The 20,524-nt window shown below is 45.5% G+C and carries 17 protein-coding genes; 8 read left to right on the top strand and 9 right to left on the bottom strand.

Going from position 1 to position 20,524, the window contains the following annotated elements; genetic code table 11:
* Positions 1 to 182: 182 nt before the first annotated feature.
* Positions 183 to 1,394, bottom strand: a complete 1,212-nt coding sequence (gene fabB / locus C1S74_RS15670) for a beta-ketoacyl-ACP synthase I (protein ID WP_038878775.1) — start codon at positions 1,392 to 1,394, stop codon at positions 183 to 185.
* 128 nt (positions 1,395 to 1,522) lie between these two features.
* Here fabB and mnmC point away from each other — a divergent pair, with 128 nt between their 5' ends.
* The gene (gene mnmC / locus C1S74_RS15665) at positions 1,523 to 3,541 is read left to right on the top strand and encodes a bifunctional tRNA (5-methylaminomethyl-2-thiouridine)(34)-methyltransferase MnmC2/FAD-dependent 5-carboxymethylaminomethyl-2-thiouridine(34) oxidoreductase MnmC1 (protein ID WP_045397877.1); all 2,019 of its coding nucleotides are present in this window, start codon (positions 1,523 to 1,525) and stop codon (positions 3,539 to 3,541) included.
* A gap of 185 nt (positions 3,542 to 3,726) precedes the next feature.
* Here the strand turns inward: mnmC and C1S74_RS15660 are convergent, their stop codons facing one another.
* The 3 genes from C1S74_RS15660 to C1S74_RS15645 all read right to left on the bottom strand — a co-directional run bounded on the left by C1S74_RS15660 (position 3,727) and on the right by C1S74_RS15645 (position 5,502).
* Positions 3,727 to 4,251, bottom strand: coding sequence for an NADPH-dependent FMN reductase (locus C1S74_RS15660; RefSeq protein ID WP_045397875.1), 525 nt, complete (start codon positions 4,249 to 4,251; stop codon positions 3,727 to 3,729).
* Positions 4,252 to 4,427: 176 nt separating this feature from the next.
* Positions 4,428 to 4,691, bottom strand: coding sequence for a YfcL family protein (locus tag C1S74_RS15650; protein ID WP_005433127.1), 264 nt, complete (start codon positions 4,689 to 4,691; stop codon positions 4,428 to 4,430).
* A 280-nt stretch (positions 4,692 to 4,971) separates the two neighbouring features.
* The gene (locus C1S74_RS15645; protein ID WP_045397873.1) at positions 4,972 to 5,502 is read right to left on the bottom strand and encodes an elongation factor P hydroxylase; all 531 of its coding nucleotides are present in this window, start codon (positions 5,500 to 5,502) and stop codon (positions 4,972 to 4,974) included.
* 328 nt (positions 5,503 to 5,830) lie between these two features.
* On the opposite strand from C1S74_RS15645, the gene C1S74_RS15640 reads away from it, so the two are divergent.
* Entirely contained in the window at positions 5,831 to 6,454 is a 624-nt protein-coding gene (locus C1S74_RS15640) for a trimeric intracellular cation channel family protein (RefSeq protein ID WP_009707348.1), read from the top strand.
* Between the two features lie 85 nt (positions 6,455 to 6,539).
* On the opposite strand, the gene aroC is transcribed toward C1S74_RS15640, so the two are convergent.
* Together aroC and prmB are read right to left on the bottom strand one after the other, a co-directional pair.
* Complete coding sequence (gene aroC / locus C1S74_RS15635) at positions 6,540 to 7,625, bottom strand: chorismate synthase (RefSeq protein WP_045397870.1); 1,086 nt, start codon at positions 7,623 to 7,625, stop codon at positions 6,540 to 6,542.
* A gap of 224 nt (positions 7,626 to 7,849) precedes the next feature.
* Complete coding sequence (gene prmB / locus C1S74_RS15630; protein WP_045397867.1) at positions 7,850 to 8,782, bottom strand: 50S ribosomal protein L3 N(5)-glutamine methyltransferase; 933 nt, start codon at positions 8,780 to 8,782, stop codon at positions 7,850 to 7,852.
* 61 nt (positions 8,783 to 8,843) lie between these two features.
* On the opposite strand from prmB, the gene smrB reads away from it, so the two are divergent.
* A complete protein-coding gene (smrB, locus tag C1S74_RS15625; RefSeq protein ID WP_038871353.1) occupies positions 8,844 to 9,374 on the top strand; it encodes an endonuclease SmrB in 531 nt (176 codons plus the stop codon).
* A 102-nt stretch (positions 9,375 to 9,476) separates the two neighbouring features.
* Here smrB and sixA read toward each other — a convergent pair whose 3' ends face one another.
* Positions 9,477 to 9,941: a phosphohistidine phosphatase SixA gene (gene sixA / locus C1S74_RS15620; RefSeq protein ID WP_045397864.1), complete on the bottom strand. Its 465-nt coding sequence runs from the start codon at positions 9,939 to 9,941 to the stop codon at positions 9,477 to 9,479.
* Between the two features lie 376 nt (positions 9,942 to 10,317).
* On the opposite strand from sixA, the gene C1S74_RS15615 reads away from it, so the two are divergent.
* A complete protein-coding gene (locus C1S74_RS15615; RefSeq protein ID WP_045397861.1) occupies positions 10,318 to 13,095 on the top strand; it encodes an insulinase family protein in 2,778 nt (925 codons plus the stop codon).
* Positions 13,096 to 13,192: 97 nt separating this feature from the next.
* A complete protein-coding gene (locus tag C1S74_RS15610; RefSeq protein ID WP_045397859.1) occupies positions 13,193 to 13,447 on the top strand; it encodes a hypothetical protein in 255 nt (84 codons plus the stop codon).
* Positions 13,448 to 13,514: 67 nt separating this feature from the next.
* On the opposite strand, the gene fadJ is transcribed toward C1S74_RS15610, so the two are convergent.
* Entirely contained in the window at positions 13,515 to 15,629 is a 2,115-nt protein-coding gene (gene fadJ, locus C1S74_RS15605; RefSeq protein WP_045397857.1) for a fatty acid oxidation complex subunit alpha FadJ, read from the bottom strand.
* On the bottom strand, positions 15,629 to 16,936 hold the full coding sequence (gene fadI / locus C1S74_RS15600; RefSeq protein WP_045397848.1) for an acetyl-CoA C-acyltransferase FadI: 1,308 nt from the start codon (positions 16,934 to 16,936) through the stop codon (positions 15,629 to 15,631). Before fadI ends, fadJ begins: the two co-directional genes overlap by 1 nt.
* A 660-nt stretch (positions 16,937 to 17,596) precedes the next feature.
* On the opposite strand from fadI, the gene C1S74_RS15595 reads away from it, so the two are divergent.
* The 3 genes from C1S74_RS15595 to C1S74_RS15585 all read left to right on the top strand — a co-directional run bounded on the left by C1S74_RS15595 (position 17,597) and on the right by C1S74_RS15585 (position 20,393).
* Entirely contained in the window at positions 17,597 to 18,145 is a 549-nt protein-coding gene (locus tag C1S74_RS15595; RefSeq protein WP_038871392.1) for a sigma-70 family RNA polymerase sigma factor, read from the top strand.
* The gene (locus C1S74_RS15590) at positions 18,138 to 18,872 is read left to right on the top strand and encodes a DUF3379 domain-containing protein (RefSeq protein WP_038871368.1); all 735 of its coding nucleotides are present in this window, start codon (positions 18,138 to 18,140) and stop codon (positions 18,870 to 18,872) included. Before C1S74_RS15595 ends, C1S74_RS15590 begins: the two co-directional genes overlap by 8 nt.
* Before the next feature lie 297 nt (positions 18,873 to 19,169).
* A complete protein-coding gene (locus C1S74_RS15585; protein WP_038871371.1) occupies positions 19,170 to 20,393 on the top strand; it encodes an outer membrane protein transport protein in 1,224 nt (407 codons plus the stop codon).
* Positions 20,394 to 20,524 lie beyond the last annotated feature (131 nt).

Here is a 20,524-nt window from a genome sequence, read left to right as displayed (position 1 = left end):
AAAGCCCGGCTAAATTAGCCGGGCAAAGTTCCAGAACAAAAGGATCCTATCCCGCTCTCCTTGGGATAAAGTCTGCGTCTGTTCGATCAGTTAACCTGATCAAGCTCTGGAAACTGGTTTGTTGGTCGGTTCACTCCACGAAGAGAATCACAGCCCAACAAATTCAGTTAGCTTTGGGTCGCTTATGCTTGGTACTTTTTGATTACCAATGTCGCGTTTGTACCACCAAAACCAAAGCTGTTTGACATAACTGTCGTCAGTTCAGCGTCACGAGCTTCCATCACGATGTCTAGACCTTGTGCTGCTTCATCCAAGTTAGAGATATTCACACTTGGAGCAATGAAGCCATTGTCTAGCATTAGCGTTGAGTAAATTGCTTCGTGAACACCAGCTGCACCTAGTGCGTGGCCAGTCATCGCTTTTGTCGCAGAGATTGCTGGGCTGTTGTTGCCGAATAGCTCTTGGATAGCGCCTAGCTCTTTCACGTCACCTACTGGAGTAGAAGTACCGTGCGTGTTGATGTAATCGATGCTATCAACGTCTTGCATTGCCATCTTCATACAACGGATTGCGCCTTCGCCTGATGGTGCTACCATGTCGTAGCCATCAGAAGTCGCACCGTAACCTACGATCTCACCGTAGATTTTCGCGCCACGAGCTAGTGCGTGCTCTAGTTCTTCGATAACTAGCATGCCGCCGCCACCAGAGATAACGAAACCATCACGATCAGCATCGTAAGTACGAGATGCTTTTTCTGGTGTTTCGTTGTACTTGGTAGATAGTGCGCCCATTGCATCAAACATCATCGTTTGAGACCAATCTAGCTCTTCACCACCACCTGCAAATACGATGTCTTGTTTGCCAAGTTGAATAAGCTCCATCGCGTGACCGATACAGTGTGCAGATGTTGCACAAGCTGAGCTCATTGAGTAGTTCACACCACGAATCTTAAATGGTGTTGCAAGACACGCTGATACTGTTGAAGACATAGTACGCGGCACCATGTATGGACCTACGCGTTTTACGCCTTTTGCACGCATCGTATCAGTTGCCACTGTTTGGTTTAATGCAGAAGCACCACCAGAACCAGCAACGATACCTGTACGATCGTTTGAAACTTGTTCTTCAGATAGACCAGCGTCTTCAATCGCCTGCTGCATTGATAGGTATGCATAAGCAGCCGCATCACCCATAAAGCGCATCTGCTTACGGTCAATAAATTCTGCTGGGTTGATTTTCAGATCACCCCATACCTGCGAACGCAGACCGTTTTCTTTAAACTGCTCAGACGCAGTGATGCCAGATTTGCCCGCTTTAAGAGACGCTAGAACTTCTTCGACGTTGTTACCGATACTTGAAACAATACCCATACCGGTGATTACGACTCGTTTCATTATGACATTCCTATAATTCAAAAATCCGCTAGATAATAACTAAGATAGTCAACAAAAGTGGTCAGCTTTCCCAGAAATTCGTACAATTGCCGAATTCTAACCGCGCCAAATCACATATTTGCACCATTATGACTTCGATTAAAAACGCAGAACTTGGTTGGAACGAAGCTGGTACACCGGTTTCTGACCAATTTGATGATGTTTATTTCTCCAACGTAAACGGTCTCGAAGAGACGCGTTACGTGTTCCTCAAACAAAATCATCTACCAGAAAGATGGCAGGAATTTGACCAAAGACGCTTTGTTATTGGCGAAACCGGATTTGGCACGGGGTTGAACTTCTTAGCCGTGTGGCAATGGTTTACCGAATTTCGTCGCGAATATCCAGAGGCAGCCCTAAAAGAATTGCATTTTGTTAGCTTTGAGAAGTACCCACTATGCAAAGCTGATTTAGAAAAAGCGCATCAATCATGGCCAGAATTGGCAGAGTTTGCCGAAAAACTGCAACAGCACTATCCAGCCGCAGTGCCTGAGTGTCATCGCATTGTTTTAGAAGACGGCGCTATCACACTCGATCTTTGGTTTGGCGATATCAAAGACTGCATGCCGCTTGTTCCTTATGCTGAGCAAGGCTTGATTGATGCTTGGTTCTTAGACGGGTTTGCACCAAGCAAAAACCCAGAAATGTGGAACCAAAACCTATTCAACGGCATGGCAAAATTGGCGAAACAGGATTGTACGGTCGCAACCTTCACGGCAGCGGGCTTTGTGCGTCGCGGCTTAAACGAAGCGGGCTTTGCAATGAAGAAAGTCAAAGGCTTCGGCACCAAGCGTGAAATGATCGCAGGTTCAATGGCGCAACGTGAAGCGCATTCAAACCACCTACCTTGGTTCAACCGCACAACATCGACCAATCATGATTCCATTGCGATTATTGGTGGCGGCATTGCCAGTGCGGCTCTGGCTAAAACGCTGGCTCGCCGCGGTCAAAATGTCACGCTTTACTGCAAAGACGATCAACCTGCAGAAGGCGCGTCGGGCAACCGCCAAGGCGCAGTGTACCCATTATTAAATGGTCCACACAAAGGCGTTTCTCGTGTATTCGCTCCGGGCTTTTTGTTTGCCCGTCAGTTTGTTGACCAAGCAGCACAAGATATCCAATTTGATCACGATTGGTGTGGCATTACTCAGCTGATGTGGGATGACAAATCCGCAGACAAGTTAGAGAAAATGCTCGCTGGCAATTTCACGCCAGAGTTGATTCACAAGCTATCTGCTGAAGAGACGGCAGAGAAGATTGGCGTGCCGATTGATATGGCATCGGTTCATTACCCTCTTGGCGGTTGGTTATGCCCTGCTGAACTAACCCGAGGTTTGATTGCTCAACTGGAGAAAACAGAACTTTTTGAAGTGAAGTTCGAGCATCAAGTCGAGTCGCTAACTTGGGATGAAGCGCGCCAACTATGGACATTGAAAGCAAACGGTCAAAGCTTTGAACACTCCACTGTAGTGGTTGCTAACGGCAGTGAATTCCAAACACTAAGCCAAACCGCTGATCTACCAATGGGTCAGGTAAAAGGTCAAGTTAGCCACGCCCCAGCGACAGAAACACTGTCTAAGCTGAAAACGGTACTTTGCTATGACGGTTACATGACGCCTGTTAACCCGAATAATCAGCACCTATGTATCGGTGCAAGCTACGACCGCAGCCACCTCGATTACGAGTTTGACGAAGAAGCACAAAAAGATAATGCAGAGAAATTGGTGAAGTGCCTACCGAATCAAGCGTGGACGAAAGAAGTGGATACCTCTGGTAATTTATCACGCCAAGGTATTCGCTGTGTTAGCCGTGACCACCTGCCGTTTGTAGGTAACGTAGGCGACTTTGAAACCATCAAAACGCAATATGCGGATCTGCAAAATCAACAAGAACAAGACGTTGAAGTGATTCACCAGTTCCCTAACCTATTCTGCTTCCTTGGTCTAGGTTCTCGTGGTTTGAGCTCAGCGCCTCTAATGGCAGAAGTGTTGGCATCACAAATCTGTGGCGACCCGTTACCACTGCCTGTTGATGTGCTAGCTGAGCTGCACCCAAGCCGTATGTGGGTAAGAAAGCTACGTAAAGGTAAGGCGATTACTGAGCTGTAACTCGACTCAATTACTCTTTCCGTCCTACCATTGGCGCAAAGAACCCCTCCTAGCCTCCCCTTAAAAAGGGGAGGAACAAGTTCTTAACCCGCTTTAGTCCATCCATCTTTTCAGAAGGAGTAAGTTATGAGCTCCGCATTCGTCCTCCCCTTTTCGAAGGGGGAGTTAGAGGGGGTTACAAGTTTTTAGTTCAAGGCCGCCACGGCCGCTTTCACTTGTTCTGCAATTTCCGCATTACGGAATTCGCCCGTTTCCAAATCAAAGTTATCGTAAAAGCTTGGAATAGATTGCGATGCTTTCACTTCCGCACCAAAGTAAGGCGCAGAGCCTGTCGCCGCAGCGAGTACCGTTTGTGCGCCACCAGGGCCAGGTGAAGTTGCTAAGTACACCGCGGGTTTATTTTGGAATACGTTGCGATCGATGCGTGTCGCCCAATCGAATAGATTCTTATACGCCGCTGGGTAAGAGCCGTTGTGCTCAGCAAAAGAAATCACCAAAGCGTCCGCCGTTGCGATGTCAGCAAGAAACGCTTTTGCGCCTTCCGCCTGACCGATTTCTTTCTCTTTGTCTTCACTGAACAGAGGAACATCGTAACTATTGAGGTCTAACACTTGAACTTCTGCACCTTCGACAAGGTTAGCAGCGTAAGTTGCAAGGGTTTTATTGATAGAGGTAGAGCTAGTAGAAGCGCCGAATGCGACAATTTTCATGGTTGTAATCCTTTGTTCACGTTTTGTACTAACAAGAGTAAAAGGTGAACGAATGTGCTACAACCACAAAAATTTTAAGGAGAGATTCGAAAATTTCGAAGGAGTTTATTTCAACTCTTTTTGCTTCAACCAGAAGCTTAGAGCTGCCAATCGAAGCATATATAACTGAATGAGACTTAAGCTTGCGCTTGAAGCTCTTGCCATAGGTCGCTCACGATTACGCGGTCAGCTGGCGTTAGTTCTGAACGTGCTTCTTCAAGACTGTTTTCGATGCGAGATTTCAGCTCAGTCACATCGTTAATGCCTTCTTCTTCACACGCTGCAGCAGACAGAGAAATGTGACCACGTAAATAACCACCAGCAAACAGTTCGTCATCCGATGCTGTTTCAATACGAGCATCAATCAGTTCTAGTAGTTTTTCTTCAAATTCAATAATCATGGAGCTTCTCTGAGGTTATTTAATGGTATACCCAAGAAACTTCAAGTGGCTGGGTTCAGCGAGAATAACTTGGTTTGCAGGCGCGGCAATGATTTAAAGATCTAGTGGTTCTAAATCAAAAATCATTAACAATGTCTGCAAGCCAAGATAACTCGCCCTTCGGGAACATTTCACTGAAACGATTTCTACGTCAAGCTTTTTGGTAATAGGCTCTCTATTACACGACAAAGCTTTCCTTGAACTCGAATCAGTGAAATTGCTCTGAACCCGTAACTTGAAATTACTTGGGTATAAAGTCAGACGTTTCCAGCGGCTTGGTTTGGTAAAAGGCACGCAACGCATCCGATAGCATTTTCACGCGAGGCGGAAGACCGTTTTCTAGAATACCCATTACTTCATTGTGCACTTTGTGCATAAAACCAAGACGATCTGGTTCAAAATCGCCGTGTAGATTGTCACAACTGACGTTAAAAGGGAAGTCAGCACTTTTCGCTAGAATCCACTCGTAAGCTTGAGGGCGAATTTCAACTTTTTCGAACTCAGCTTGAACCTCTGCTGTACGACCATCTGGCTCGTACCAGTAACCAAAATCTTCCAGCAAACGACGCTCTGGTCCTGCTACGCACCAATGTGCAATCTCGTGCAAAGCTGACGCATAAAAGCCACGAGCAAAAATAATCCGATGATGCGGATGTTCTTCATCAGCTGGTAAGTAAATTGGCTCATCACCGCCTAGCTCTAACTCAGTGTTAAAAGGCTCAAGAAATGTGTCATTGAAAATAGCGATAAGGTCTTGATATTCGTGGTTCATCATCGATTCTGTACGTCAAATTGATATGCGGTGCGCATTGTCGCCGTTTTTCTTACACAGGTAAAGCCACACAACATGTTTGGTTATTAGCTGAATTAATCTGAAAGTCGCTTTCTCCATACAATTTCTCATTCGTCACAGATCACATTTCCCACTACACTCACGCCTTATTTTTACGCTTAACGATGGCGACTTCAACGCCACTGGAAGCGAGATTCTTTTTGGGTTTAAGCCTCTCCCCAAGGTTTAAATCTTGTTGGTAAGTTTTGCTGCTGTTTTCCTTAATCTCAAGGATCATGACAGAGCCCTTTTATTTGAGTGTCCCCTTATGCTGCTAAGTGTGTTGTACATCATTGGTATCACGGCTGAAGCCATGACTGGTGCATTGAGTGCCGGCCGAAGAAAAATGGATTGGTTTGGTGTTATGTTGGTAGCTAGTGCAACGGCTATTGGCGGCGGTACGGTGCGCGACATTCTTTTAGGTCACTACCCATTAGGTTGGGTAAAGAATCCAGAATTTTTGGCAATCACTTGTGTAGCTGGTGTTCTGACGACTGGCTTAGCGAAATGGGTGATTAAATTCAAAGGGCTATTTATCCGTTTGGATGCGCTTGGCTTGATCGTATTTAGCATCATCGGCACCAAGGTAGCAATTGGCATGGGCTTACATCCTGGCATTTGTATGGTGTCTGCACTAGTCACTGGTGTATTTGGGGGGTTGCTACGTGATTTGATTTGTCGTCAAACACCGCTTGTGTTGCATGAAGAGCTTTATGCCTCGGTAGCACTTATCGCATCAGGTTTGTACCTAGCGCTGCTTGAGTTCAACGTACCAGACGTAACCGCGACGATTGTGACTCTGATTACTGGTTACATGCTACGTATGGCGGCAGTACGCTTTAAATGGCGCTTGCCTTCATTCCACTTGGAAACCGAAGGTTCTATTCACTGATTCGAATTGAAAGCTATTGAAAAGACATGAAAAAAGGCTGCTCAGTGAGCAGCCTTTTGCGTTTCTATCGAGTTAAGATTCAAACTTAAATCTTTGGAGTCTCGGTTTGTACGCCATGGTTTTGACCACGGTGTCGTAGCAAGTGATCCATCACGACAATGGCCAGCATCGCTTCTGCGATAGGCACGGCGCGAATCCCCACACATGGGTCATGACGACCTTTGGTGATCAACTGAGTTGGTTCACCTTCTTTAGTGATGGTTTCACCCGGAACCGTAATGCTTGACGTTGGTTTAAGCGCGATGTTTGCAACGATCTCTTGACCAGTAGAGATACCGCCAAGAATGCCGCCTGCGTGGTTGCTGCCGAAGCCTTCTGGAGAAAGCGTATCACGATGCTCGCTGCCTTTTTGGTTTACCACGTCAAAACCGTCGCCGATTTCCACGCCTTTCACCGCATTGATGCTCATTAGTGCGTGTGCGATGTCTGCATCCAGACGATCAAATACAGGCTCACCAAGACCAACAGGCACGTTGGTTGCCACAACCTGAATTTTTGCGCCAATGGAGTCGCCTTCTTTTTTCAGATCACGGATAAGTTGATCAAACGCTTCGACTTTGTCTACATCTGGGCAGAAGAACGCGTTGTTTTCGATTTCATTCCAATCCACTTTATCGATTGAAACGTCACCCATTTGCGACAAGTAAGCACGGATTTCTACACCGAACTCGTCTTTCAGGTATTTCTTAGCGATTGCACCAGCCGCCACACGCATTGCCGTTTCACGAGCAGACGAACGGCCGCCACCTCGATAATCGCGCACACCGTATTTTTGGTGGTAAGTGTAATCAGCGTGTCCTGGACGGAACTTGTCTTTAATGTCTGAGTAGTCTTTAGAACGCTGGTCAGTGTTCTCAATCATCAAACCAATTGAAGTACCTGTAGTTTGACCTTCAAATACGCCAGAAAGAATTTTTACTTCGTCCGGTTCACGACGCTGTGTGGTGTAACGTGATGTGCCAGGACGGCGACGGTCGAGATCCGTTTGCAGATCTGCCTCAGTGATTTCCAAACCTGGAGGGCATCCGTCTACGATACATCCTAGTGCGATACCGTGACTTTCCCCGAATGTCGTCACTCGGAAATGTTGTCCGATACTGTTTCCTGCCATTACTTCCTCAAATTATTGTCGCCACGCTCGAACTGTGGGAGCGCAACTGCTTATCAATTCTTCGTGAATTCATAGTGGCGGTATTACGTTTTGATGTAAAGCCCGTTTTGGCGGAAAAAACAAATCAGCCTGAATTTTCAAGCTCACTGCGAAGCGGATAAAAAAACACCGAGCGCTAGGCTCGGTGTTTTCATTGTTTGTTCGACTGGTTTGCTTAGACAGACTTAGTCTTTGTACAGTTTGAACTCTTCTGCACATTCAACTAACTGATCACGTGTTAGCATGAATACGCCGTGACCGCCGTTCTCGAACTCGACCCAAGTAAATGGGATCTGAGGGTACTGTTCCATCATGTGAACCATCGAGTTACCGACTTCACAAATAAGAATACCGTTTTCTGTTAGGTAGTCTGGAGCGTTAGCAAGAATACGACGAACCAGTTTTAGACCGTCAGTACCCGCAGCTAGACCTAGCTCAGGCTCGTGCGTGAACTCGTCTGGTAGGCTGTTCATGTCTTCTTCGTCCACGTAAGGTGGGTTAGAGACGATCAGGTTGTATTTCTCTTTTGGCAGATCACGGAACAAATCTGAACGGATTGGGAACACTTGCTGCTCCATACCGTGATCTTGTACGTTTTGCTCAGCCACTTGTAGAGCGTCTGTAGAGATGTCGATCGCGTCGACTTCTGCTTCAGGGAAAGCGTGTGCACAAGCAATCGCGATACAGCCAGAACCCGTACATAGGTCCATGATACGAGTTGGCTCTTCCACCAACCAAGGTTGGAATTCCGCTTGAATCAATTCACCGATTGGAGAACGTGGCACAAGTACACGCTCATCAACAAAGAACTCAAGACTGCAGAACCATGCTTTGTTCGTTAGGTATGCAGTTGGTGTACGCTCGTTGATGCGTTTTACTACGCGCTCAACAATACGTAGACGCTCGCTTGTCGTTAGGCGAGAGTTCAATACATGCGGAGGCACATCAATCGGCAAGTATAATGTCGGCAGGATAAGCTGAACCGCTTCATCCCACGCATTATCAGTGCCATGACCGTAAAACAAGTTAGCGGCGTTAAAGCGGCTGACCGTCCAACGAATCATATCTTGAAGGGTATGCAGTTCCGATACCGCCTCTTCTACAAAAATCTTATCCAAAATTGCCTCCGAAAAGCGCTACAATACTGCCATAAATTGTAAAAATGAAATTGTTTACCTAATGAGCAAAAAAGACACCGAACACGATGACGATTTCGCCTTGTTTAAGGATGCAGTACAGGGCGTAAAAAAGTTGCGACAGGATACCATAATCCAGCAACCAAAAAAAAATACTAAGCAAAAAGAAATCACACGCTCAAACCGTGAAGCGAGTGATTCTGAGTTTTACTTTTCCGATGAGTTTGTCCCGCTCTTAAATGCGGATGGACCAACTCGCTACGCGCGTGATGATGTCTCGACTTATGAAGTAAAACGTCTGCGCCGTGGTGTGTACGTACCTGATGTCTTCCTAGACATGCATGGTATGACCCAACTGGAAGCTAAGCGAGAGCTCGGCGCGATGATCGCGTACTGTGTCAAAAACGAAATCCACTGTGCGTGTGTTCAACACGGCATTGGTAAGCACATCTTGAAGCAGAAAGCACCGCTGTGGCTTGCTCAACACCCAGACGTGATGGCATTCCACCAAGCGCCTTTAGAGTTTGGCGGAGACGGTGCGCTACTGGTATTACTGTCTATTCCAGAGAAATAAACCACCGACTTCGAAAGTGTTTCGCTGACGAACAAGAACGACAAAGGCAGGTTAACCCTGCCTTTTTGTTTTTCTCGAGTCGTTATCCCGAGAGCGAGTGTTCTATGGCGTGATATGCCACAACACTTCACCGCGTTGTGTTTGCGGATCGTATTCAATGCACACCAAGCCAGATGTTGGGAACATCGGTGGTGTCATGCCTTTCACAAACTCAGAAGTGAGATACCCCACCAGCGGTAAGTGCGACACAAACAGAAGTGATTCTAACTTCTCAACCTCAATCAATGCATTGGCAAAATCAAATACATGGTCCGATTGACCGTATGGCGTGATGTCTTCACAAGTCTCAATACTTTTCGCCGAGAAATGGACGCTGATCTCTTGCCATGTTTGTTGCGCTCGGATGTATGGACTGACTAGCACTTTATCGAATTGAGCAAAACCTTGCTCTTTACATGCTCGGGCAACTGCTTCCGATTCAGTTCTGCCTCTTTGGGTCAGTTGTCTTTCTGCATCGGTATCCGCGAAATGTTCCGCTTCACCGTGACGCAAGATAAATATTTTCATGTTATTTCCTAGGGATAGCTAACGCTACCAAAAGGTTGACTGCTATCTTTATACGGATAGCGGGCTAACTTTAATAATGTCGAAACAAAAATACTGATATAATTATCGGTTCATTATACCAATTCGCTTGCTAAAGATAGCGACTTTCTTAACAATCTATTAAAAAGAATAGACTCAGTTCATCACATTCTACGATGAAGTTATGAACTCAGTGCATTCCTTCAAATAGCTCGAACCCCATAGCATTGGCTATTGGGCTTATGCAGTACTCTTACGAATAACAAAAATACGGCAAGCAGTATTTGTCGAAGCGCAAACTTTGCGCCGCCCCATTCGGGGTTCATCATTACTGTAATGCGAAATCTGGAGACGCATCGTGCACTTAAGTCCAAACGATTCAAATCAATACCGCTACATTACCTTGAGTAATGCACTGCGCGTGTTGCTGATCCACTCCGACACCGCTCAACAGTCGGCAGCAGCCTTGGCAGTAAATGTTGGACACTTTGATGACCCAAATGGTCGTCAAGGTCTGGCACACTACCTAGAACACATGCTTTTTTTGGGAACGGAAAAATACCCTAAAGTTGGCGAGTTTCAAAGTTATATTAGTCAACACGGTGGCACAAATAACGCTTGGACGGGAACAGAGCATACTTGTTTCTTCTTTGACGTCACCCCCACAGCGTTTGAAACCGCGCTTGACCGTTTCAGCCAATTCTTCACCGCACCGTTGTTTAATGAAGAAGCGTTAGACAAAGAGCGCCAAGCTGTCGACTCCGAATACAAGCTCAAACTGAACGACGATTCTCGCCGTCTGTATCAAGTAAACAAAGAGGTCATCAACCCTGATCATCCGTTTTCTAAGTTCTCTGTCGGCAACTTGGAAACCCTCGGCGATCGCGATGGCAGATCGATTCGCGACGAGATTGTTGAGTTTCACCACTCGCAATATTCCGCTGATTTGATGACATTGACCTTGTTTGGTCCTCAACCTCTTGATGAACAGCAAGCTTGGGTAGAAACCATGTTTGCTGACATTCCAAATCATCAATTACACGGAAAATCGATTGATGTACCTATAGGCAACGAAGACAGCACCGGCATTTTGGTTCAAGTCGAACCGATTAAAGAATTTCGTAAACTGATCTTAACCTTCCCGATGCCAGGGATGGATGTGCATTACGGCGCGAAACCCCTCTCCTACTTTGCGCATTTGTTGGGTTATGAAGGCGAAGGCAGCTTGATGCTAGAGCTGAAAAACAAAGGTTGGATTACATCCTTATCTGCCGGTGGAGGTGCAAGCGGCAGCAATTACCGAGATTTCACAGTCAGCTGCACATTGACCCAAGATGGCTTGGGTTATGTCGATAACATCATTCAAGCCGTATTCCAGTACCTATCTATGATCAAACAAGATGGGATGGATGAATGGCGTTACCTTGAAAAACAAGCAGTGCTAGAGTCTGCCTTCCGCTTTCAAGAGCCATCTCGTCCGATGGATTTGGTCAGCCACCTTGTGATCAACATGCAGCACTATCAGCCGGAAGACACGGTTTACGGTGACTACAAAATGACAGGGTATGATGAAGAGCTACAATGCTCTTTATTGCACTACCTCAACATCGAAAATGTTCGTGTGACTCTGATTGCCAAAGGATTAGAGTACAACCAAACCGCAGAATGGTATTTCACGCCCTACTCAGTGCATCCATTCAACGATGAACAACGTCGTTTATATCAGCAAATCGACCCTAGTTGGCAATTCGTTCTCCCAGAAAAGAACCCATACATTTGCTACGAGCTCGATCCAAAACCGTTTGAAAATGGTGGCTCATTGCCAGAATTAGTGGAAGATGTCGAAGGCTTCCGTTTGTGGCATTTGCAAGATGATGAATTCCGAGTGCCAAAAGGCGTCGTGTATGTCGCTATCGACAGCTCGCACGCCGTCGCTTCACCGAAAAACATCGTGAAAACACGCCTATGTGTTGAGATGTTCCTTGATTCTTTAGCGAAAGAGACCTATCAAGCTGAAATCGCAGGTATGGGTTACAACATGTACGCTCACCAAGGTGGTGTTACTCTGACGCTGTCAGGTTTTAGCGAGAAATTACCTCAGCTGCTAGAAATGATTCTGCATCGCTTCGCAGCACGTGAGTTCAGCCCCGCTCGATTCGAAACCATCAAACAACAACTATTACGTAATTGGCGAAATTCATCTCAGGACCGTCCTATTTCGCAGCTATTTAATGCACTAACTGGTCTTCTTCAACCCAACAATCCGCCTTTCGCAACACTCGTTGAAGCGCTGGAAGAAATCGAAGTGGATGAACTGTCGGTGTTTGTTGAATCGATTTTGGCCGAGTTACATGTAGAAATGTTCGTTTACGGCGACTGGCAGCGTCAGCACGCACAAGAGATGGCAACAACGTTGAAAGATGCCCTTAGAGTAAAAGAACAACGCTACGAAGAGGCACTCCGCCCGTTGGTCATGCTTGGCGAAAATGGCAGTTTCCAACGTGAAGTCCACTGTAACCAGCAAGATTCCGCGGTGGTGATTTACCACCAATGTGAAGATATCGAGCCACGCAATATCGCCTTGTATACACTGGCTAACCATTTGATGTCGGCGACCTTCTTCCATGAAATCCGCACCAAGCAGCAACTTGGCTATATGGTCGGTACGGGGAATATGCCTCTCAATCGCCATCCAGGTATTGTGCTTTACGTTCAGTCTCCAAATGCAGCTCCAGCTGAATTGGTCACATCAATTGATGAGTTCTTGAACGCTTTCTACATGGTGTTGCTAGAGCTTAATGAATACCAGTGGCACAGCAGCAAGCGAGGTTTATGGAATCAAATCGCAACGCCCGACACCACATTGCGTTGTAGAGCTCAGCGCTTGTGGGTCGCAATTGGCAATAAAGACACGGATTTCAACCAACGTGAGAAAGTACTAGAAGAGCTCAAAGGGCTTACTCGTACCGATATGATCCGCTTTGTCGTCAACGAGTTAAAACCGCGCACCGCAAACCGTTTGGTCATGCACTCGCAAGGTATAGCGCACGCAGATGCTTCGCGAGTTAATCTTGGTTTAGAAATTGGATCGATTGAAGAGTTTCAACTTCGTCCAAAAGATTGTGGTCTCGGGTAAGAGACTCAAATGCAGAAATGGCATGAAATGGTAAAAGTAGTCATTTCGTTTATGCTGTAATTACCTTGCTCAATAATTACGCAAACACGAGGACTACATGAAAAAGCTACTTTTACTTGCTGCCATACTAATACCACTTGCACCTGCTGCTTACGCTGATATCACCATTAAAGGTGATGATTTCGAGCTAAGTGACGACTGTTTGCGCCTTGATAGTGACAATGTATCGATAAAATCTGATGACTGTTCATCAGGGAAGCATGACAAAGACCATAAGGGTAACTCTAGTGTCCACGGTGATAACAACCCTGGCAAAGGTCACGACAAGGACAAAAAAGACAAGAAGAAATAACGTCTCACATTCTCAAACACAAAAAGGCTTGCATCACGCAAGCCTTTCTATTTTTTAGCGGTAGCAATCAATCGTAGAAGTTACGACCTTCACCAGCACGAGTCAGTAGCCCATCGCATGGCGCGTAACGATCACCGTATTTCGATGCAAACTCGTTCATTTTCTCAACCAGTTCTTTCAAACCAAATTGATCCATGTAACGGAATGGACCACCTAAGAATGGTGGGAATCCAATACCAAAGATCGCGCCGATATCACCATCACGTGGCGAGCGGATGATACCGTCATCCAAACAACGAACGGCTTCGTTCAACATTGGCAGCACACAGCGCAAAGCAATGTCGTTGTCGCTCAGTTTTGATTCAGGCGTTAGGTTCAGCAGTTTGTACACTGACTTATCGACTTCCTTCTTCTTACCTTTATAGGTATAGAAACCTTTACCACTCTTACGACCTTTACGACCGTCGTTCAGTAGTGTTTCGAATACGTCTGGACCTTTAAATCGCTCGCCTAATTCGTTAACCAAGATTGGCATGATCTTCGCGCCAATATCGACACCAACTTCATCAAGCAAAGTAATTGGGCCAACCGGGAAACCAAAATCGAGTAGTGCATTGTCGAGTTGTTCGATTGGCTCATTTGCCAACAAGATATGCGCGGCTTCATTCATGTAAGGTGCAAGAATACGGTTTACGTAAAAGCCTGCTTTATCTTTCACTACGATCGGGGTCTTACCTTGTTTCTTAGCAAGCGCAACCACGGTAGAAATGGTTTCATCCGACGTCGTCTCATGAGGAATCACTTCCACCAGCGGCATTTTTTCTACCGGGCTGAAATAGTGCAAACCGACGATGTTTTCTGGACGCTCTGCTTTTTCCGCAATTTTGTGAATCGGCAAAGAAGACGTATTGGTTGCAAAAATAGTGTCTGGTTTCGCATTCACTTCAATGTCCGCAACCATCTTTTGCTTCAGGTCGAGATCTTCAAAAACGGCTTCGATAACCACATCAATATGGTTGAAGCTTGTGAAGTCAATACCACCAGACAGTTGCAGCATCTTCGCTTGCAAACCCGCTTTCGAGACAATGCGGCGCTTACGTTGCTTATCAAACAACTTGTAGTTGTAGTTCAATGCGTTAAGCACACCGTCGTTACTAACATCTTTAATACGCACTGGCACTTTTGCTTTGGCGACGGAAACGTGGCTAATCCCCGCCCCCATCAAACCACCACCAAGTACACCGACTCGACCGACTGATGCTGGCTCAGCGTCTGTACCATTCTCTTTTTTCATTTCTGTGGTGGCAAAGAAGATAGAACGCAATGCTTTAGATTCCGTACTCATCACCAATTCGCCAAAGCGCTTTGCTTCAAGTTCTTGGCCTTGAGCAAAACCTTTCTCAAGACCGTGTTGAATCACTTCCAAAATAGCCACGGTTGCTGGGTAATTGCCACGCGTCTTTTCATTGGTTTTTTTCGCAGCTTGCTCAAAGACAAACTTGCGCCCTAGACCGCTACCTGACATCAGTTTTTCTTTCGTAGACTGCTTCTGTTTACCTTTCTTCTTGCCTTTTTCGATATGCTTCTTAGCAACATCAAGCAAGATCGTTTCTGGCACACAAGCGTCAACCACACCCAACTTTTTCGCTTTCTTCGCACGCAGTTGTTTACCTGTAAGGGTTAAATCTAACGAAGGCAACAGACCAATCAAACGCGGAAGACGTTGAGTACCACCAGAACCAGGCAGCAAACCAAGTTGCACTTCAGGCAAACCAAGACGCGTTTTATCGGAATCAGTACACACGCGGTAGTCACACGCGAGAGCAAGCTCTAAACCGCCACCTAGACATGGACCATGAATCGCAGCGACAACCGGATAAGGCAGATCAGACAGCTGCTGGAACAAGTCTTGGCCTTGCTTGGCTAACGCTTCAGCTTCACTTGCCGTCGTGCACGCTTCGAGCATGCGTACGTCGGCACCCGCAACAAAGTTATCTGGTTTTAAGGAATGGATGATCATCCCTTTTACGCCGTTGGTGTCTTTCAGTTGAGCGAAAATCTCTTTCATCTCATCTGCAAACGCCGCTTGCAGCGTGTTCATTTTCTCGTTTGGCACATCGATGGCTAGCCAAGCAATGTTCTGCTCATCAATCTTTAGACTAAATGCTTTTTGCTCGCTCATTACTCAACCTCCAAAATCATTGCTGCACCAAGACCACCTGCGGCACACGCAGTATTCAACGCAAGACCACCACCACGACGTTTCAGCTCACGCAGCGTTTGCGTCATCATACGTGCGCCAGTTGCAGCAAATGGGTGGCCATAGGCAATTGAACCGCCAAGGACGTTGAACTTATCCATGTCGATCTCGCCAATCGCTTTCGAACGACCTAGGTTCTCTTGGGCAAATTTATCAGAAGCAAACATCTTCACATTCGCAAGTGCTTGAGCAGCAAACGCTTCATGCATATCAATAAGCGTGAGGTCTGAGAGTTCCAATCCGGTATTTTCTAATACTTTCGATGTCGCGTAAGTTGGCCCCATCAACATATCCATTTCCACGCCAATAGCCGAGAATGCATAACCGCGAATGTAGCCAAGGATTTCCATCCCAAGCTCTTTCGCTTTACCTTCACGCATTAGCATCACAGCGGCACCACCATCGGTTAATGGCGTACTGTTTGCGGCTGTTACGCTGCCGTATTGGCGGTCAAAAGCCGGACGCAATTTTGCGTAACCTTCTAATGTCGAGTCATGACGAATGTTGTTATCTTCCGAGATCCATTTTTTGTAAGGTTCTGGGAAAGCAGTCATCACTTCGTCTTGGATTTTGCCGTCTTTCCAAGCTTGCGAAGCTAGAGAGTGAGAACGGTGCGCCAACGCATCTTGCTCTGCACGAGTAATTCCGTATGACTTCGCCATTTGCTCGGCAGTCTGACCCATTGAGAGACCCGTCGAGTATTCAGCCACTGCCGGCGGCACTGGCATCAAATCTTTGAAGCTGAGTTTTTTAAGAATGTTGAGCTTTTGACCCAGCGTTTTGGTTTTGCTGAGCGCCAGTAAATTAGCAGCCAACGTTTTTGATACACCAATAGGCAACACAGAAGAAGAGTCCGCACCACCAGCAATCCCCACATCAATGCTGCCAGCCATAATACTTTCGGCAACATTGACAGCAGCTTGGAAGCTGGTCGCACATGCGCGAGTCACACTGTAAGCGTCGGTATGAATATGCATACCCGTCCCCAATACGATTTCTCGTGCGATGTTTGGTGCTTCTGGCATTTGAACCACTTGTCCAAATACCACTTGTTCAATTAACTTAGGGTCGATATCTGTGCGAGCAAGCATTTCGCTCACTACCATTTTACCTAAATCGACCGCTGGCACCTGGCTGAACTCAGTGCTTTGACGAGCAAAGGGAGTTCGGAGCCCTGCGACAATAGCAACACGTTCACCATGGCGTGTTTTTACTTCCTGCTTGCCCATTGTTTCTCCTTAAATACAAGAGGTCTGACCTCATGCATTGTAATCAACTTGTTAAATTTATCAAACATGCGTTTAAATAAACGTGAAGCGAGTAGATCTATTACTCTAGTTCATTGATTCTTATGCGATTAAGATTGCTTAACTATAGTGACTTAAAAAGAGAAGAAGTGTTCTGTAGGTAAAATTGAAGCAAAAAAAAAAAACCACACAAGATTGTGTGGTCGGAATATCTATAAAACAATTAACATACGCCAATTGTAAAATTAATCAGTTTCCTGATTAGGAGAAAGTAAAGTCAGCCTTCAAAAGGAAGTGTCATCTTGCTCAACATGTTAGTCGCAATGACTAACTAGATGACAAGATGTACTATAGCCCCTTCACTGTATGAGATTTTGAAATAGATCAATTTTTATGGTGATTTTATGGTTTCTTGCAGGAATAGGATTTGAAGACTGACCAAGTAGCCAACCAAATGAGGTAAAACGCCTCACTGACAACAATAAAAAATAAATTATCATCACTTCAAATAAGTGCTTGATCGTTGAAGACGTATATTGTGCTGCTGCTAAACTACAAAAAGTGTAGTCGGATCGATTATAAATATAAGCGGTATATATGACCTCACAGAGCAAGACGGAGGCTCCTGTGGCAATATTTAAAATGTTTGGAAAGAAAAATTCCGACAGTCCGGTCAACTCTGATATGGACAGACAAAGAAAATACGAAGCTCTTGTTCGGGGCTATCACAGAGACTTATATCGCTACGCATACTGGTTATGCAAGGAAAAGGCGGTTGCAGAAGATTTGGTTCAAGAAACCTGTCTGCGTGCGTGGAAGTCTCTCGATAGCCTTCAAGATGAAAAGGCTGCGAAATCTTGGCTTATTACTATTCTGAGACGAGAAAACGCGCGCCGCTTCGAACGCAAGCAATTTGATTTGGTTGATATCGATGACTATGGCAATGATGCTAAAGTCAGCGATGACCCACATCATCAGCAGGAATGGCTACAAGCTCAAATAATGAAGCTTGATGTCGAATATCGTGAACCTTTGTTCCTCCAAGTTGTAGGCGGTTTCAGCGGAGAAGAAATCGGTAACATTTTGGAACTGAACAAAAACACGGTAATGACGCGCCTTTTCCGCGCCCGCAATCAACTAAAAGAGATGTTGGATTCTCAAGATACTCAGAGAGGACAAAAAAATGGATGATTTAGAATTTCGTCGTCGTATTTTGTCGGATCCAAAACAGAAGGATGAAGAGATTCTGCAAGCTTTAGCTGAGAACGACGCTAACAGTAAGTTTGTTGAAGACGTTTTGGACCTCGATCTAAAAATTAAGCAAGCCATGAATGTGGATGTGCCAGAAGATCTCGCCGACAAAATTTTGTTTAACCAAACATCAAATGCATTAGAAGATGAAAAGATAGTCAGACCTAATTTCGCTCGTAAAGCGATGGCTTTGGCGGCATCCGTTGCATTTACTGCTGGTTTACTCGTAGGTCAGATTAACTGGGGTAACGTTATTGTTTCTCCAGCGCAAGCAAGTCTGGCAGACACCGCAATGAAACACGTAGTTGCAGAAGAACCGTTTGTCCGTAACATCGATGAAGATGTTTCGAATAAACAAGTCAATGCGAAAATGATGCCTTTCCATTACCAGATAAACGGTGATTTTCCATATCACGTTTACTACCTAAACCATTGTGGCTTTGGTGAGTCGAACAATGCGCTTCATGTCGTCTTCCAAGGTAAAGAAGGCAGAGTCACCATGTTTGTGACTGATGTGAAGAGTGACCAGAAAGTCGACTTTGATAAAGATGGTATGAGTGGTGTTGTGAAACCGGTGGGCAAAGCCAGTATGATTCTTGTTGGTAGCAATGGCGAAGATATCGATGCTATCGCAGCTAAGCTTGCTCCGATGATGGAACCTATGTGACAAGTTCCTTAATACCGCATCGATAAAACGTGAAAAGCCGCTAAATTTCGAAATTTAGCGGCCTTTTCTTATAGATACCAATAAAAACATTCACACCACCAATTGAGTTTAGAGTCAAAACTCTAAATTATGCACTTTAGGTGCAATTTCCCGACATTTAGACATCATTTCTGCAACTTTTATTCAAATTTATCCAATGGTCGGATTTGTATGGTCCACTCTTAATACTAATATCTGCGCCACTGAGCAAATGCTCAACTTATCGTCCAAAGAGACGAAACCCATAAGGAATAAAAAATGACTCAGAATACGCGTCTGTTTAAAAAGACTCTCCTAGCAGTGACGGTTGCAATGGCATCTGGTCAAGCAATGGCAGCTGGTTTCCAGCTAAACGCACAATCAGCGACTGGTATCGGTCGTGCATTCGCAGGTGATGCAGTAATTGCAGATAACGCATCCGTAATGGCTCGTAACCCAGCAGCAATGGCTCTATTTGATAAAATGGAACTATCGCTAGGTTTTGAAAGCATTACTTCGATGATTGAAGTTAAAGATGCGACGTACCGCGGTGTAACAGCTCCTCTAGGCACATCATCTAACTACGACGATGCGGGTGACACTTCTATCGCACCAAATATCCACCTAATCGTTCCTGTTAATGACAAATTCGCTTGGGGTGTAAACGCATACTCAAACTTCGGTACTAAAACTGAATTTGATGACAGCTTTGCTGCTCGCGAATACGGCGGCCTTACAGATGTGAAAAGCGCAAACTTTGGTCTAGCGGGTTCTTACCGTCTAAACGACCAATGGAGCTTCGGTGCAGGCATCGACCTAATCTACGGTCAAGGTACAATGAAACGTGAAGCAGAAGTTCTACCAATGCCTCTTCTAGATGTAGATGGTGCAGACGGTTGGGCTGTTGGTTTCAACGTAGGTACTGTATTTGAGCTAGATGAAAACAACCGTTTTGGTTTCTCTTACCGTTACAGCCCAGAAATGGAAGCTAAAGACGATAAGGGCCAAAAGATTACTCTTCCGCTACCTGATATGGCAGAGTTCTCTGGCTACCACAAAATTCAAGATACTAAGTTTGCGGTTCACTACAGCATCCAATACATCGGTTGGGGTACGTTCGATCAAATCGAATTCCGCAATCTAAAAGATTCCGTTCTAACTGGTAGCTACGACAAGCCGTATGAGTGGCAAGATGGTTGGCACTACGCTATTGGTGGTACTTACTACCTAAATAATGATTGGACACTACGTGCGGGCTACATGTACGACACAAGTGCTCAAGCTGACCTAACTTCAGTTTCTGTACCTGATTCTGATCGTCAATGGTTCTCTGGTGGCTTCACTTATCATCTAGATTCAAGCTCGAACATCGATCTTGGCTTTACATATCTGGTAGGTAAAGATGTAGATGTTGTAGAGACAAGTGCTCCAACAGGCTCCTTCACAGGTACAACTCGCGCAGATGCGATTCTGTTCGGCTTACAATACAGCCGCAGCTTCTAATCATTACGCGTTAAGCTAGTATAAGTAACATCTATATAAAAGGCTGGTATTCCAGCCTTTTTTCTTATCTGTTATTTCTCATCCACTGAATTTTGGCGCACACGTGTAATCAAAAACGACAATTATGACTC

Source organism: Vibrio hyugaensis (assembly GCF_002906655.1).
Lineage (GTDB): Bacteria > Pseudomonadota > Gammaproteobacteria > Enterobacterales > Vibrionaceae > Vibrio > Vibrio hyugaensis.
Note: the sequence above shows the minus strand (reverse complement) of the source record. Positions and strands in the feature narration are given on the sequence as shown.